This is a genomic window from Novosphingobium sp. FKTRR1, assembly GCF_020404405.1.
Classification (GTDB): domain Bacteria; phylum Pseudomonadota; class Alphaproteobacteria; order Sphingomonadales; family Sphingomonadaceae; genus Novosphingobium.
The window spans coordinates 35,206-51,462 of record NZ_JAIZDA010000017.1 but is presented as its reverse complement, the minus strand read 5'-3'; the positions used below and the strand labels follow the sequence as shown (position 1 = coordinate 51,462).

Sequence of the window (16,257 nt, the reverse complement as noted above, 5' to 3'; positions counted from 1 at the left end):
GCCGTGGCAGCGTCGATCCGGCAAGCCACCGCTGCGGATGAAGCCGCCGTCATCGCGCTGTGGCAGGCGGCGGGGCTGACGCGGCCCTGGAATGACCCGGAGACCGACTTCCGGTTGGCGCTGGCCAATCCGACCTCGTGCGTGTTGGTAGCGCAAGAGGCTGCCGCGCTTGACGGTGCGGTGATGGTCGGGTTCGACGGCCATCGCGGCTGGGTCTATTATCTGAGCGTCACCCCCGGCCATCAACGCTGCGGCATCGGTCGCGCGCTGATGGCGGCGGCAGAGGACTGGCTGCGCGCCCGCCAGTGCCCCAAGATCATGTTCATGGTCCGCACCGACAATCTGGCGACCAAGGCGTTCTACGCCGCGCTGGGCTATGAAACGCAGTCCGTCGAAACGCTGGGCAGGCGGCTCGACGGGCGTTGAGCGGGGTCGCTCAGGCGGCAACCTCGCGCGCGCCGATCTTGTCGAACCCGGTCGGCGTGGTCTCCGTGCCGAAACGATAGGATGAGGCGGAGATGCCACCGCGCATCGCATATTCGGAGTAGCAGCAGATCGCCGGATCATCTCCCGCCGCACCGGCCGCGACCATCAGCGGGATCAGGTGATCTTCACGCGGATGGGCCAAACGTGCTGCTGGCGCTTCATCCCAGCGCAACAAAGCAGCCTCACGATCGGCCGGGCCAAGGTCGAGCAAAGTGTGCCGCAACCAGCCGTCGAACGCCGCCGAGGGGGCAAAGGCACGTTCATCGAACATCCTCAGGTTGTGATAGCTGAAGCCCGAACCGATGATCAGCACCCCTTCGTCGCGCAACGGCGCCAGGGCACGCCCCAGCGCGATATGGGCGTCAGGGTCGTAGTCGGCCCGCATCGACAGGCTGACCACCGGCACATCAGCTTGCGGCCAGATCGGCTGAAGCATCGAGAAAGTGCCGTGATCGAACCCGCGCTCAGGATCGGTCGCGATGGCAACGCCGGCAGCCTGCGCCACTTCAACGACCCGCCCGGCAAGCTCCGGCGATCCCGGCGCGGGATAACGGATGTGATAAGTGTGCTCGGGAAAACCGTAATAGTCATAGACCATGCCCGGCGCGGCTGCCGACGAAACGGTAAAGTCAGGCTCCTCCCAATGGCCCGAAACCGCCAGAACGGCCTTCGGCGGCTCGGGCAACTGGGCAGGAAGCGCTACCAGCGAGGCTTCCAGCCAGTCGAACGAGCGGCGAAAATCGCCTTCCAGCCAAGGCCAGGGGCCGCCGCCGTGGCTCAGAAAGAATACCGGCTGTCGCATGGTTGCGTCCTTCGCTTGTCAAACCTTGGTGATTGCCAGCCGAATATAGGCATGGCGGCCGCCGCCAACACCCGGCTTCTCCTGCGTATTGCGTTCGATAAATCCGAAAGGACGCAAAGCAGGGCGGCGGAACGGGCGGTCATCGCCCGGCATGGCCAATCGGTAATGATTTGCTCATCCCGCAGGCGAGCATTGCGCGATAGTGCCGGAACCGGCGATGGATGGTTGCACGGAGGCGTGACGAGACGGTCCCCTGTTCCGATTCCGTTCCAATCATCCATCGCCACCCGGCAAACATGTGGTAAAGCGCACCCGCTGAATCGGGATTTGCAGGGAGTTGTTGTTGTCACGTCCGGTTTTCTTTGATCCGACCGGCCGCCGTCGGCGCAGAACGCGCGTGATAGCCATGATCGCGATCGGCCTGATCCTGACCATAGCGGTCGTGTTCGCGACCACGGTCGCCAGCGTTCCCGCTGGCCAACCGCTTCGCCTCGGTTTTGAACGCAACGCCCCGCTGCCGCTGCGCACGCAGGTCAGCCGTCTGTCGCATCGCCTGTCGGCACTGTTTGGCCGCCGCCCCACGCAAGGCGCGCGTGCTGGCGGCAATGCGGTGACGCTCGGCTTCTATGTACCCGATGCCGACAGCAGTGCCGCCACGCTGGCGCGTCATATCAACCAGCTCGACTGGGTGGCGCCGACATTGTTCTCGCTCACCCCATCGGGGCGGCTGGCGGCCAACGATGATCTGCCGATGCGGCGTGTGCTTGCCAGCGCGATCCATCGTCCGCTGGTCATTCCGGTTCTGCAAAATGCCACGGAAACGGGATGGGATGGAGCAGGTACCGCCCGCCTGCTGGCCAACCCTGCCCGCCGACATGCATTGATCACGGCCATTTCCGCCGCACTCGATGCCAGCGGCGACGCGGGCGTGATGGTCGATTTCGAAAGCCTGGAACCGCCCGCCATCGCCCAGTTGCACCAGTTTCTTGGCGAACTTCACGCACAACTGGCACCGCGCCACCGTCTGGTCGCGGTCACTATGCCGGTCGATTCGGCCGATTGGTCGGCGCGCAGTCTGGCGCAAGTGGCCGACAAGGTCGTGCTCATGGCCTATGACGAACACTGGCAGGGCGGTGAATCCGGGCCGATCGCCTCGAACGGCTGGTTCGTGACCCATCTGTCGCAGCAAGTGCGCGGCGTGCCGGCCGACAAACTGATCGTCGCGCTGGGCAGCTATGCCTATGACTGGCATCAGGGCAAGGCCGACAGCCTCACCGTCGAAGAAGCCTGGCTCTCGGCACATGACAGCGGCGCGGTTCCTTTGTGGGACAAGCCCAGCGGCAATGCCGGATTTGCATTTAACGAGGACAACGACGCCGACCCCGGCACCCCGGGCGTGCGCCATGATGTCTGGCTGGTCGATGCGGCGGCCAGTTGGAACCAGATGCAGGTGCTGTCGCGCCTTGGCGTCGGCTCGGTTGCGCTCTGGCGGCTCGGCTCTGAAGATCCCGGCTTCTGGACGGCATTGAAAGCGTGGAAGACACGCGCCAAGGCACCCCCGAACCTCGCGATCATCGCCCAGACGACGAATGTCGATGTCGAAGGCAATGGCGAGATCTTGCGTATCGATGCCACGCCGACAGCCGGCAGCCGCACGATCGGCTGGGACCGGACTTCAGCGATCATCACCAGCGAGCGCTATGACACGCTGCCGACCCCTTATGTCGTCCGCCGCACGGGCGACAAGCCGAAGCAGATCGCGCTGACCTTCGACGACGGTCCAGACCCGAAATGGACGCCGCAAATTCTGACGGTTCTCGAGAAGTACCGAGTACCGGCGACGTTCTTCGTCATCGGTGAAAACGGCGTATCCAATCATGCCTTGCTCGAACGGATGGCCGCTGACGGGAACGAGATCGGCAATCACAGCTACACGCATCCCAACATGGCCGACACGTCAGCCACCGGCATCAGGCTGGAGCTGAACGCCACTCAGCGGCTTATCGAAGCCTATACCGGGCGATCAACCAGGCTGTTCCGCGCACCCTATTTCGGTGACGCCGAGCCGACCACCGCCGACGAACTGGTGCCAGCGGTCATCGCACAGGAACGCGGTTATACGGTGGTCGGACTCCACGTCGATCCGGGCGACTGGACCACCCCGGGCGTCGATGCCATCGTCAACCGCACCGTTGCCCAGGTCGAAGGCGCTACGCCCGACCGCAGCGCCAATGTGGTGCTGCTGCACGATGGCGGCGGCGACCGCAGCCAGACCGTTGCCGCCCTGCCCCGGATCATCGAGCGATTGCGCGCTGACGGCTATACCTTCGTCCCCACATCGACCCTTGCGGGATTGAGCCATGATGAAGTCATGCCCCGCGTCGGCGGATGGGATCTGGTCGCCGTGCGCGCCGATGTCGGGATCTTCGCGGCGCTGGCAGTGCTGCTCGTGGCGCTGAACTGGACGTTCTTCTTCGCCATTGCGCTCGGCGTGGTGCGTGCGGTCGGGCTGACGGTGCTGGCGCTGTTCCCCGAACGCCGCGTCGGCCTGCCGGCCGATTCCGGAAAACCCGAATCCGAATACCGTCCACTCGTTTCGGTGATCATTCCGGCCTACAATGAGGAGCGGGTCATCGAATCCTCGGTGCATCGCATCCTTGCCACCAGTTATGGCACGATCGAGGTGATCGTCGCCGATGACGGATCGAAAGACCGCACCAGCGAGATCGTCAGCGCGGCTTTCGGCAACGAACCGCGGGTGCGGCTGATGACCATGGTCAACGGCGGCAAGGCCAAGGCGCTCAACCGCGCGCTGGAACAAGCCAGCGGCGATATCATCGTCGCGCTCGATGCCGACACGCAGTTCGAACCGGACACCATCGGCAAACTGGTGCGCTGGTTCGAAATGCCCGAAATCGGCGCGGTCGCGGGCAATGCCAAAGTCGGTAACCGCGTCAACATCGTCACCCGCTGGCAGGCGGTCGAATATGTCACCGCGCAGAACATTGAACGTCGCGCGCTCACCCGCTTCGATGCGATCATGGTCGTGCCGGGCGCGGTCGGGGCTTGGCGGCGTGAGGCGTTGGAGGACGTCGGCGGCTATCCCGAAGACACCCTGGCAGAAGATCAGGATCTGACCATCGCCATCCAGCGCAAGGGCTGGCGCGTGGCGTATGACGAGGACGCCGTGGCCTGGACCGAAGCCCCCGAAACGCTGCGCGCGCTGGGCAAGCAGCGGTTCCGTTGGGCTTTCGGCACGCTGCAATGCTTGTGGAAGCACGCCTCGATCCTGCGCGAGCGCCAGCCGCAAGGGCTTGCCTTTGTCGGCATGCCCCAGGCCTGGCTGTTCCAGATCCTGTTTGCGCTGATCTCTCCGCTGATCGACCTTGCATTGGCGGTATCGATCATCGGCACGATCGTGCGCGTGGCGCAGCATGGCTGGGCGCAGACCCAGACCGACGTGCTGCGGATGGGGTTGTACTGGATCGCGTTCACCACCGTTGACCTGATCTGCGGCTATGTCGCATTCCGGCTCGACGTGCGCGAAAAGCGGTTCCCGGCACTGCTGCTGCTGACCCAGCGGTTCGTCTATCGCCAGTTGATGTACGGCGTGGTGATCCGCGCGGTTGGCTCGGCGCTGGCGGGACTCGGCATCGGCTGGGGCAAGCTGGAGCGCACCGGCCGGGTCAGCACGCCGCAGGGATAGTTGCCCGTTTTCAATGGGGGCTTGCGGCCAGTCGGCAGTGGCGATTCAATCAGGGGACAATTTGGTCGGTGAAACCATCAGGCGGGCAAGCGTAACGTGGCCACCAGCCCTTCGTCACCGCCAAGTACCAGTTCGCCGCCATGCAGCCTTGCCACGGCAGCGACCATTGCCAGCCCCAGCCCGCCACCGGGCAAGGTCCGCGCATTGTCGAGCCGGACGAAACGCTCGACAACGCGGGCACGATCGGCCGGAGGGATTCCCGGACCATCGTCGGCCACACTGATCTCGGCTCCGGCGCCCCGCATGATGGTGCTGACCCGCACATTGCGCCCGCCATACTTCATCGCGTTGTCGATGAGGTTGGCCAGCGCGCGCGACACCAGTTCGCGGTCGCACGGGACGATCGCCGGATCGCCTTGCGCGACCAGCGTGATCCCGGCCTGCTCGGCAAGCGGCTCGTAAAGCTCGACAAGGTCTTGTGCGATGGCACAGAGATCGAGCGGCACCCGCCGGTCCTGAATTGCTCCGCCTTCCAGCCGGGTGATTTCCAGCGCGGTTTCAAGCATCCGGCGCAAGCCTTCGGCATCGGCCCGCGCTGCCTGAAGGGCTTCGAGCGCGCGCGTGGTACCGCCTGCGCCCTGCCCATCGACCACAACCAGCGCCGTGTCGATCGCTGCGGTCAATCGCGCCACCGGCGAGCGCAAATCGTGCGCCAAGGCTCCCGACACCGAACTGAGTTGTGAGACCAGACTGTCGATCCGTTCGGCCATGCTGTTGATCTGGATGCGCAAATGGTCAAACCCGTCGCCCGCTTCCGCCTCTGGCACGCGCGCGCCGAAATTGCCTTGCGCCAATTCCGCCGCGGTTTGGGCAATCTGGTGGGTCCGGCGGCCTATCACCAACCACAGCAACAGCGCGCTGAGCATCGCCAGCGCCACCGCCACCGAAATTGTCAATCCGATCGCGGTGGCAAATGCCAGATTGAAGCGCCGCTCACCCAGCCCCATCACGCCGACGGTCAGGCGTTCGCCATCGGGCAGAGAGCCGGTCAGCGTCAGTCCTTCAAGGCTGGGCAAGTCCGCTCCGCGATGCACCGTCACCGGCCTTGCCGACGATGAAATCGGCAAAGCGGGCACTTGCGAGAGGTTCCGCAGAACCGGTGGCCGGGCGGGGGATTGACCCGTCGCACCGTACCCTGACAAGGCGATGAAAACACCCGGATCGGCCGCGCTGCCCCGGCGATTGGCGATCATCGCCTCCAACGCGGGTCGGCCGCCTTCATAGTAGGTGGCCAACAGATCATCGCGCACATCGGCCAACTGGCGCAGCCGGTCTGCGCGTACGACTTCGTTCATCTGGCCGCGCAGAAAGAAGATCGCGGCCGCACTCGATGCAAGTTGCAGGGCAAAGATCGCCAGTACCAGCCGCAGCATCGTCGGCGATATGCGGCGACGCATGGCGGCAACGGGCAACCGCCACCAGCGTGGCCGGACCACAATCACGCGTTGGCCAAGCGGTATCCCGCACCGCGCACGGTGTGGAACAACGGCTGCGGCTCACCATCATCGATCTTGCGGCGCAGACGGCTGATATGCACATCGATCACGTTGGTGCCGGGGTCGAAATGATAATCCCAGACCGCTTCGAGCAACATCGTGCGGGTAACCACCTCGTCCTGATGAAGCAGCAGGTATTCCAGCAGGCGGAACTCGCGCGGTTGCAGGGCGATCTTGCGGGCACCCCGGCGCACTTGCCGGGTCAGCCGATCCAGTTCCAGATCGGCACAGCGCAGCACGGTTTCCTGCGCCTTGGCCGCGCCAGCCCCGCTGCCACGCCGCATCAACGCATGGATGCGTGCCAGCAGTTCGGCGAACGAGAACGGCTTGGCGAGGTAGTCGTCAGCCCCGGCAGTCAAGCCGGAAACCCGGTCATCGGTGCTGCCCAGCGCCGACAGCATCAGCACCGGCGTTGTCACGTCGGCCGCGCGCAAGGCCTTGAGCACCGCGATCCCGTCCATTCCCGGCAACATGCGGTCAAGCACCACGACATCGAACTGGCTGTCGGTGGCAAGGAACAGGCCGTCGCGTCCGTTGATCGCACGGTCGACGATAAAGCCATGCTCGTTCAATCCCCGCGCGACATAATCGGCGATCTGGGCATCATCTTCGACCAGCAAGATTCGTCCGGCCACGTCAACTCCGTCCATGACAACAAGTTAATGTTGCCCCCACCGCCTTGATAGCGACAAAGGTGTATCGTCATTCCCATGCCCCCGCGCAATCGTCGTCGCAAGTTATTAGGCTGGCTGGCCGTTGTTCCTGTCCTCGCTTTTGCGACGATGGCAGTGGGCGGCTATTTCGACCGGGTGGCACTGCATTACGAAGAGCCGGCAAACCCCCGCCGTGACGGCGTGGTTGCCGTCTATTTCTCAAGCGACATGGGCCTGTCCGTGGGTGCCGGGGAAGGCGCGATCGACGCCTTGCGTGCACGCGGCGTGCCGGTGATGGCCGTCAATTCGTCGGCGCTGTTCCTGCGCGGACGCGACCGCACCTTCGTTGACGGACTGGTTGCCGATTCGTTGCGTCAAGCTCTGGCGCGGAGCGGCGCGAGCAAGGCCGCGCTGATCGGATCGTCGTTTGGCGCGGACATTCTGGACACCGGCATCGGCGTGTTGCCGCCGGACTTGCGCCAGCGCATTTCCTCGGTCGTGCTGATCGTGCCGGGAACCGAGGTGTTCTTTCACGCCAATCCCAGCGGGGTATTCTATACCGGCACCCCCGACAGCAACCCGCGCAGCACGGCCCGGTTGCTCAAAGGGCTGCCCGTCACCTGTATCTATGGCACGCAGGAAGATGACAGCTTGTGCACGACCCCCGAACTGTCACACGCCAGCCAGATCAGCCTGTCAGACGGACACATGATGCTGGGCCACTACCACGCACTGGCCGAAGCCGCTGCCAATGCCGCCTTGTTCCCGCCCGCCCCGATGCAATGACCCGCTGCCAAAGCATGTTGCCGTTTACCCGACCATTCCAGATCGATCGAGCCTGACCAGACCGTGTTTCATTTTTCTTCCCTGCTTCTGACCCTTGCTACAGCCACCGCGCTGGCTGCCGAACCGCTCGACCCCTTGCGCGGCGCCTGGCACAACGATGACAGCACCGTGGCGATCCATATCGATCAGTGTGGCACCGGGCTGTGCGGCAAGGTGATCTCTGCCAGCGCGCAGGCCGTGGCCGACGCGCGCAGCGGCGGGACGGAACACCTGATCGGAACCACGTTGTTCAAGGGGTATCATCGCGACGGCCCGAATTACTGGAGCGGCACGGTATTCGTGCCCGATCTGGGGCACAGCTTTTCCTCGCACATCGTGATGATCGACCACGATCACGCGCGCATTGCCGGGTGCCTGCTGGGTCGCTTCCTGTGCCAAAGCGAAATCTGGCAGCGCCAATGAACCTTGCTTTGCCATCAACTGTCAGACCTGCGTTACGGCGGTCATTGCTGAGCGCGCTGGGGCTGGCCGTGCTGGCGCTTGCCATCGGCGAGATCATCCATGTCGGCAAGGACATCCACCTTTCGGCTGCCATGGCGGCACTCGGCGGACTGCGCCCGGTGTCGCTGGCCCTGGCGCTCGGCCTGACGGTGACAAGCTATCTGCTGCTGACTTTCTATGACCTGCTCGCGCAGCGACTGGTCGGCGTTTCCGTTCCGCTGGCGGTCACCATGCGCGCCTCGTTCACCAGCTATGCGCTGTCGCACACGCTGGGGTTTGGCGCACTGACCGGGGGATCGGCACGGCTGCGCATTTATGGCGCTGCGGGCGTGCCGACGGCAACGGTGGCGCGCATCGTGGTGATTGCCGGGGTTGCGTTCTGGCTCGGCGTGGGGATGGCCTCGGGCATCGCCATGTTCGGTATGCGGACGCCGTTGACGCTGGCGGGCCTGACGATAACCCCGGCAACCGCGCATGTGGCGGGCGCAGCGGTGCTGGCGGCGGTGATAAGTCTGGCCGTGATCGCGGCGTACAGGCCGGGGCGGATGACCGCGCTGGTCGATGCGGCAGTGCTGCCGCGTGCCGAAACCATTCTGGCGCTGGCCATCGTCTCGACGGTCGACCTCGCCTGCGCCAGCCTTGCGCTGTACTTGCTGCTGCCGCACGAAGGCTGGCACTTCGCCCGCTTCATGCTCGCCTATGCGCTGGGCATCACGCTGGGGCTGGTCACCCATGTACCCGGCGGCGTTGGTGTGTTCGAGGCGGTGATCATCGCCACCCTGCCCGACGGCGGGACTGGAATGGTGGATGCCGCGCTGGCGGGGCTGCTGGCCTATCGGATCATCTACTACCTGCTACCCTTCGCGCTGGCCGTCCTGCTCAACGGCGCGATCGAGACCTCGCGCTTCGTTCCGCCGATGGCGCGGCTGGCGCAAGGCCTGATCGAGCCTGGCAGACGCGTGGCGCTGGCGATCAGCCCGCCCCTGTTCGGCCTGATGACCTTTGCCGGGGGACTGGTGCTGCTGCTGTCAGGCGCGGCGCCCGCCGAGCATGCGCGCCTGCACGACCTGATCCGCCTGTTGCCGCTGCCGTTCATCGAAACCTCGCATCTGGCGGCAAGTCTGGTCGGAACCGGGCTGTTGTTGGTGGCGCCAGCTCTTGCCGCGCGACTGGCCAGCGGCATGCGCGTAGCGCGCGGGTTGTTCTTTCTGGGAGCGATGTTCTCGCTGGCCAAGGGGCTCGACTTCGAAGAGGCGCTGGTCATGCTGACGATGGCGGGGCTGCTGCAACTGGCTGCACCTGCCTTCTATCGCGGCCGAACCGGTGCCTTTTCGACGCACAACCTGCCATGGCTGATCGCGGCGGTGATGGCGGTGGTCGTGGCCGGAGGGATCGGCGCGCTATTCTACAATACCGCACACTTCCGGTCAGACTTGTGGTGGCACTTCGCGCTTTATGGTGATGGTCCGCGCGCCTTGCGCGCAGGCTTTGCCGCAAGCGTGCTGGTCTGCGCCTTTGCCGTGCGCGAATGGATGACCCGACCGCGCGCGATCGGCGGCGAACAGGCGCTGCCGCCAGCGGTAGCGCAAGCCGCGATGGCCAGCCACCCCCGCAGCGACGCCGCGCTGGCCTTTACCGGCGACAAACGCTTTCTGGTCGGCAGCCACGGGGATTGCTTTGTGATGTTCCGCCCGCAGGGGCGCACCTGGGTGGTGATGGGTGATCCCGTGGGCCCGCGCGAACGCTGGGGCGAACTGGTGTGGGACTTGCGCCGCCTCGCCGACCTGAGCAACGCGCTGCTGTGCTTCTATCAGGCGAGCGAGGCGATGCTGCCGCTGTTGGTCGAACTGGGCCTGCTGACGATGAAATATGGCGAGGAGGCGATCGTCGATCCGACCGCCTTCACCTTGCAGGGACCGCGCATGAAAGGGCTGCGTAACAGCCGCGCCCGCGCCATGCGCGACGGGGTAACGCTGCAGATCGTGCCACAGACCGAAGTACCGCGCTGGTTGCCCCGGCTGCAGCCGATTTCCGACGGCTGGCTGGCCCGGCACAAGGCGCAGGAAAAGGGCTTCAGCCTTGGCGGGTTCGACGCGCAGTACATGACCCGTTTCGATCTGGCAGTCGTACTGCGCGATCAGGAGCCGGTCGCCTTTGCCAACTTGTGGCTATCGGGCGACGGTGCGGAGATGTCGGTCGATCTGATGCGCCAGACGACCGATGCACCGCCCGGCACGATGGACTTCCTGTTCACCAGCCTGATCGAGCTGGCGCGCGCGCGCGGGTGCCACCGCTTCAATCTGGGGCTCGCCCCACTCTCGGGCGTGCCCGGTGGCCGGCTGGCCCCGTTCTGGGCGCAACTGGCCCGCGCGGTGTACCGCGTCGGCGGCTGGATGGGCGGAGCGGCCTACAACTTTGCCGGTCTGCGATTCTACAAGCAGAAGTTCGCGCCGCAATGGCAAAGCCGCTATCTGGCCTGCCCGCACGGCCCTGCAGGCTTTGTGGCGGTAGGCGCGGTGATCGCACTGGTTTCAGGCGGGCGCGGATGACACCGGAAGGCCGCGCGTCAGTGCGGCCCGCCGGGCCCAGGCCCCGGTCCCGGTCCCGGGCCTCCGGACATCCGCACCGGAGCGTTGCCGGGAATCTCGGGGAGACCGCCACCGCCACTGTAGCCATAGCCCTGCGGCAGAACCGGCCCCATCACGCCGCGCGTGCCGAGCGGCGTCAGGCCCGGTGCTGCCGATCCATCGTCGGGCGCGCCTTGGACCGGCCCTGCGGCCAGTTGGGCTGGCGCAGGCAATGAGGCGGCCGGGGCATGTGCCGGGTCGGCAGCCGGCGCGGTTGCGCTTCCAGCAACGGGCAGGCCTGTTGGCGGCGCCGCCGCAGCCACGGCCTCGGGCGCATGCGGGGCCTTGCCCACCTGCCCGGCGCCAGTGTCGCGGCCAAGTGCGACCTGTGCGGCTGGTGCTGCACCGGCAGGAACACTGACCGGAGCACCGGGCGCGGTGATGGCGGCAATCGGCATATCCTCGCTGCGGGCGACCGGATCGGCCTCACGCACGCTCAATCCCAGCGCAATCACGGCAACCAGCGCGGCGGCCATGGCGCCGAGCCCCGATGCCGTGAGCAAGAACCGCTGCCGATCCGACCGGCCTTGCGGCACGGCCTGCAAGACCTGAGCGGAATCGCCATTGCCGGGCGCCGCAACGGGTCGCCGAGGACGCAATTCCCGAGGCAGCGCGATGATCTTCGGGCCAAGATGATCGGACACGACGACCGGCGCCTGCGCCTGATCGTCCGACGGCAATTGCGCCAGCAGCGGCACATCGCGGACGATCCGTGCGACAAGACCGGGCGGGACTTTGGGCATCGCAACCTGCGCCAGTGCCCGATCCACCGCCGCATCGTGGCGGCCATCGTCGCGGCCAACTTCCGGCCGTTCGGGCAATTGTGGTGTGCGGTCGGTCATGCCAGCAATCCGGCATGCGTGGTGACATCGCGTAAAGCGACATCATGCGCCTCAAGGCGATCGCGCAACTGCCGTCGCGCCCGGAACAAGAGCGATTCCATTGCCTTTATGTTAAGCCCCATGACATCAGCGGCAAGGGCATTCGTGAACCCCTCATAATAGCACAGGACCAGCGCCGCACGGTACCGCTCGGGCAGGTCATCAAGCGCGGCGCGAACCGCACGGTGCGCCTGATCGGCTTCCATCACGCTATCCGCCAACGGCGCATCATCGGCTGAATCCGGCAAATCGGGGGTCGTGATCACGCGAAAGCGGCGTTTGCGGTCAAAACACAGGTTCATGGCCACGCGATGCAGCCAGCCGACCAGTCCGGCACCCGAAGGCTTCCACCGGGGCGCGTGCTGCCACATCCGCACAAAGCAATCCTGCACCACGTCCTCGGCCTCGTGCGTATCGTTGAGCATACGCATGGCCACGCGATAGAGCGACGCGGTATGACGCTCGACCAGCACGGCGAAGGCATCGACCCCGCCATGCGCCACTGCCGCCATGAGCGCGGTATCGTCGAGCGAGCCGCAATCGATGGCGGCGACGGGCGACTGCATCCCGCTTGCCGCCGCGCGGGAACCGGCGTGAGCCGGGGCCAGAGCAAGGGAATGATGCCGGGAGTCGAAGGGCTGGTCGGACAACCAGCCAGTCTCGTCCGCAAGCACGGGTTCATCGCGCACAAGCGCGGCCTCACCGGCAAGTTCACCGTAGAAGGTCATGCAATCTGTCCGTCGCACACGGGCATAGCTCCGTCGAATGCACCCCGATTGAAGTTCCACCAACCCGGCCTTGTGCTGGCGTTTGCCAGATGAACGCCATGTTTACGGCGCTGCCAGCATTCAGCAATTTTTCTGCATGCCGGCGAAGGGAACGGCACAACCGCGCGTTTGGGGTGTAGTAGACTTGTGTCGCCGCCCAGCCGGGCTGGTGGCACCGGCCTCACCAAGCCCGACGAACGGTGCTCGGCAGACCAGTCCTGCCGCAGTGCCGTTTTCGCAAACCCCGGAACCTTGCGCTTTTCCGCGCAACGTTCCCATGCCGGATGACCAGACGCCCATGCAGCGCAAATCCAATCGTTTCCTCAGCACCGTCGGCCGTCGCGCCCTGGTCGGCGCGGCCCTTCTGCTTCCTGCGGCGCAGGCTTTCGCGGATACGTCGGTCGGCTCTGCCACCACGACACCGCTGCTCACTTCAAGCGCGGGCAATGTCACCATCGCCAGCGGCGGCACGATCAAGGTTGCCAGCGGGAATGCCATCACGATCGATGCGGCCAAGACCGCGACCGTCAACTCGGGTGGCGTTCTGGATGTCGGCAGCGCCGATGGGGCAAGCGGTATCGTGGCCAACTCCGGCCTGTCCAGCACGATCACCAATCAGGGCACCATCAAGGTGACCGAAGATTTCACCGCCAAAGTGCTCGACAGCAGCACGATCGCAGCCGGACCGATCGCCAGCGCCAGCAACCGCTATGGCATCCATGTGCTGTCGGGCGGCACATATACCGGCGCGATCCAGAATGGCGACACCGGCGTCATCACCGTCGAAGGGCTCAATTCGGCGGGCATAGCGGTCGACGGCACGCTGGCCGGGACGCTGACCAACACCGGCACGATCACCGTCAAGGGCGACAACAGCGTCGGCATCCGCACCGCTGCCGTGACCGGCGACGTGCTGGCTGGTGGCACGATCAGCACGGTCGGCCAGGGTAGCCAAGCGGTCGTCGTGGGCGGTGACGTCGGCGGGATCGTCAAGCTGAACGGCGGCATCTCGCAATCGTACACCTACACCGCCGATGACAGCACGACTCAGACACTGTCGCGCACCGCGCTGCAAACCGGCAAGGCGCTGGTCGAGGTCGATGGCAACGTGGCAGGCGGCGTGGTCGTCTACGCTCCGCTCACCACGTCCTCGACCGATACCTCGCGCGGGGTGCTGCAGGCATATGGCAACGGCCCGGCGCTGCAGATCGGCGGAACCCGCGACATCACCATCGGCGGTGGCACCACGGTTGCGGGCACGTATTCGCTCGGCATCGACGGCAGCGTCTCGTCCAACGCCTATTACAGCTCGACCGATGCCTATGGCGTGGTCATCGGCGGCAAGGGCGGCAACGTCACTTTGTCGAAGGGCATTGCCGTTTCAGGAACGGTAAGCACGACCACGGTCGATTCCGGGTCAGCGGCCGTGACGATCAATGCGGGTTCGAACGTCGCGACGCTGTACAACAGCGGCACGATCCAGGCGACCGCGAGCCAATCCGCGTTCGGCAACCTTTATGGCGTCAAGGATGCCTCGGGCACGCTGACGACGCTCAACAACACCGGCTACATCACCGTATCGGGCACGACCACGGGCCGCTCGGCCGCGATCGACCTGTCGAGCAACACCTCGGGCACCACGATCAAGCAGTACCTGAATTCGACCAACGCCACTTCGCAGACCAGCGACAAGGCGGCTTCGGGTTATGACCCGGACACCGCCACGGTCTACACCGCGATCACCGGCAACATCTATACCGGCAGCGGCAACGACACGGTCGACATCGAATCGGGCAAGGTCACCGGCAACGCTTTCCTTGGCACCGGCAACAACACCGTCATTCTGGCCGATGACGCCAAGTGGATCGGCAACATCAATTTCGGCACCGCGGGCACCGCGACGATGACGATGGCCGGCAATTCGCGCTTCACCGGCAACCTTGAGCTGAACAGCCAGGTCGGGACGCTGACCTTGTCCGACAGCAGCCGCTGGCTGGGCACGGTCACCGGCGGATCGCAACTGACGGTCAACGTCAACAGCGGCACGTTCGGCGCCAATGCTACCGGCACTTCGACGATCAAGGCGCTCAACGTCGGCGCTTCGGGCACGCTGCGGGTCTACATCGACGGCGCCAAGGGCACGAGTTCGACGCTGGTTGCCGATACCGCAACCTTTGCCAGCGGTTCGAAGGTCGCGGCGACGATTTCGTCGCTGCAACAGGGCAATGCCACCTATACCGTGCTCAGCGCAGGCACGCTGACCGGCGGCAGCAACCTGACCAGCACGGCGCTGGCGATGCCGGTGCTCTACAACGGTTCGGTCACCCTTAGCGGCAACAACCTGCTGCTGACGGTATCGCGCAAATCAGCGACCGAACTGGGCCTGACGACCGCGGAATCCGCCGCCTATGACGCGATTGTCGGCAACGCGTTGAGCTATACCTACCTTGAAAAGAGCCTGCTGCAGGTCGCCGATTCGGCTGCGCTGAAAACCCAGTTCAACGAGTTCCTGCCCGACTATGCCGGTGGCACGTTCGACTTTGTGACGCGCGGTTCGCGGCTTGCCGCGCGCCACATCGACGACGATTCCTCGATCTTCACGATCAGCGACGTCGGCGGCTGGTTCGAACCGATCTATTTCAACAACAAGCAGCACGCCAGCTCGACCACGAACCGCTACACCGTCAGCGGTTTCGGCGTCACTGCCGGTCTGGAAAAGACCACCTCGCTGGGCAATGTCGGCGGCACGTTCGCCTATGTCACCGGCAACGTGAAGAACAGCGCCTACAACGAAGTGAAAGCCCACGATCTCGAGATCGGCGCGTTCTGGCGCAAGGCTGCCGGGCCGCTCTATGCCTATGCCCGCGTCGGCTATGGCAAGGGCACCTTCACCTCTGCCCGCACGTTCAATGGCGTGGCCGATTCCGCCGCGTTCACCTACAGCGCGGCAGGCAAGTGGAAGGGCACTTTCCTCGATGCGACGGCAGGCCTGTCCTATGCCGTACCGCTGGGTGAAAGCCTGAAGCTCAAGCCCAAGGCGGTGTTCGAATACTATCGCCTCAAGGAAAAGGGCTACACCGAAAGCGGCGACACCGCGATCGCGCTGGTCGTCGATCCGCGCACCAGCAAGGCGCTGAACGCCACGACCACGCTGGCAGCAAGCTGGAGTTCGGGCGAAAGCAGCTATGAAGGCCGCGCTTTCACCGTCGAACTGGAAGGCGGACGGCGCAACCACCTGTCGGGCGCGCTGGGCAACACCACCGCCGCGTTTGGCAGCGGCAGCAGCTTCACGCTGACCCCGGGCAAGACCGAATCGGCGTGGGTCGGCAACCTCAGCGTGCTGCAGGGCGGACTGGACTACACCTGGAAGCTCAGCGCCGGGGCAGAGCGCCCGCAAAGCGGCGGCCTTGCCTACTCGATGCGCGCATCGCTCAGCTTCGCGATGTAACGATCGGCATCCGGCCGCGCCCGTTGTGGGTGCGGCCGGAGCAC

The 16,257-nt window shown here is 65.2% G+C and carries 12 protein-coding genes; 6 read left to right on the top strand and 6 right to left on the bottom strand.

All coding sequences use genetic code 11. From position 1 onward, the window contains the following. Positions 1–3: 3 nt before the first annotated feature. The gene (locus LDN95_RS15715) at positions 4–426 is read left to right on the top strand and encodes a GNAT family acetyltransferase (RefSeq protein ID WP_226018544.1); all 423 of its coding nucleotides are present in this window, start codon (positions 4–6) and stop codon (positions 424–426) included. Positions 427–436: 10 nt separating this feature from the next. On the opposite strand, the gene LDN95_RS15710 is transcribed toward LDN95_RS15715, so the two are convergent. Continuing rightward, positions 437–1,288, bottom strand: a complete 852-nt coding sequence (locus LDN95_RS15710; protein WP_226018543.1) for a class III extradiol ring-cleavage dioxygenase — start codon at positions 1,286–1,288, stop codon at positions 437–439. 18 nt (positions 1,289–1,306) lie between these two features. Continuing rightward, on the bottom strand, positions 1,307–1,441 hold the full coding sequence (locus tag LDN95_RS23190) for a hypothetical protein (RefSeq protein WP_255630935.1): 135 nt from the start codon (positions 1,439–1,441) through the stop codon (positions 1,307–1,309). 190 nt (positions 1,442–1,631) lie between these two features. Between LDN95_RS23190 and LDN95_RS15705 the strand changes: the two genes are divergently transcribed. Further along, positions 1,632–4,994, top strand: a complete 3,363-nt coding sequence (locus tag LDN95_RS15705; RefSeq protein ID WP_226018542.1) for a glycosyltransferase — start codon at positions 1,632–1,634, stop codon at positions 4,992–4,994. 77 nt (positions 4,995–5,071) lie between these two features. Here the strand turns inward: LDN95_RS15705 and LDN95_RS15700 are convergent, their stop codons facing one another. Then, positions 5,072–6,451 carry a sensor histidine kinase KdpD gene (locus LDN95_RS15700; protein ID WP_226018541.1) on the bottom strand — a complete coding sequence of 460 codons (1,380 nt, stop codon included), beginning with the start codon at positions 6,449–6,451 and terminating at the stop codon, positions 5,072–5,074. Positions 6,452–6,492: 41 nt separating this feature from the next. Further along, positions 6,493–7,185, bottom strand: a complete 693-nt coding sequence (locus tag LDN95_RS15695) for a response regulator transcription factor (RefSeq protein ID WP_370631698.1) — start codon at positions 7,183–7,185, stop codon at positions 6,493–6,495. Between the two features lie 147 nt (positions 7,186–7,332). Here LDN95_RS15695 and LDN95_RS15690 point away from each other — a divergent pair, with 147 nt between their 5' ends. From LDN95_RS15690 to mprF, 3 genes are all read left to right on the top strand, one after another. Further along, positions 7,333–7,989 (top strand): virulence factor, encoded by a 657-nt coding sequence (locus LDN95_RS15690; protein ID WP_226018539.1) that lies wholly within the window; start codon positions 7,333–7,335, stop codon positions 7,987–7,989. Between the two features lie 63 nt (positions 7,990–8,052). Next, positions 8,053–8,451, top strand: coding sequence for a DUF2147 domain-containing protein (locus LDN95_RS15685; RefSeq protein WP_226018538.1), 399 nt, complete (start codon positions 8,053–8,055; stop codon positions 8,449–8,451). 44 nt (positions 8,452–8,495) lie between these two features. Beyond that, positions 8,496–11,039, top strand: a complete 2,544-nt coding sequence (gene mprF, locus LDN95_RS15680) for a bifunctional lysylphosphatidylglycerol flippase/synthetase MprF (RefSeq protein ID WP_226018537.1) — start codon at positions 8,496–8,498, stop codon at positions 11,037–11,039. Positions 11,040–11,056: 17 nt separating this feature from the next. On the opposite strand, the gene LDN95_RS15675 is transcribed toward mprF, so the two are convergent. After that, positions 11,057–11,959 (bottom strand): hypothetical protein, encoded by a 903-nt coding sequence (locus tag LDN95_RS15675; RefSeq protein ID WP_226018536.1) that lies wholly within the window; start codon positions 11,957–11,959, stop codon positions 11,057–11,059. Continuing rightward, the gene (locus LDN95_RS15670) at positions 11,956–12,726 is read right to left on the bottom strand and encodes an RNA polymerase sigma factor (RefSeq protein WP_226018535.1); all 771 of its coding nucleotides are present in this window, start codon (positions 12,724–12,726) and stop codon (positions 11,956–11,958) included. Before LDN95_RS15670 ends, LDN95_RS15675 begins: the two co-directional genes overlap by 4 nt. A 316-nt stretch (positions 12,727–13,042) precedes the next feature. On the opposite strand from LDN95_RS15670, the gene LDN95_RS15665 reads away from it, so the two are divergent. Further along, complete coding sequence (locus LDN95_RS15665; RefSeq protein WP_226018534.1) at positions 13,043–16,213, top strand: autotransporter domain-containing protein; 3,171 nt, start codon at positions 13,043–13,045, stop codon at positions 16,211–16,213. Positions 16,214–16,257 lie beyond the last annotated feature (44 nt).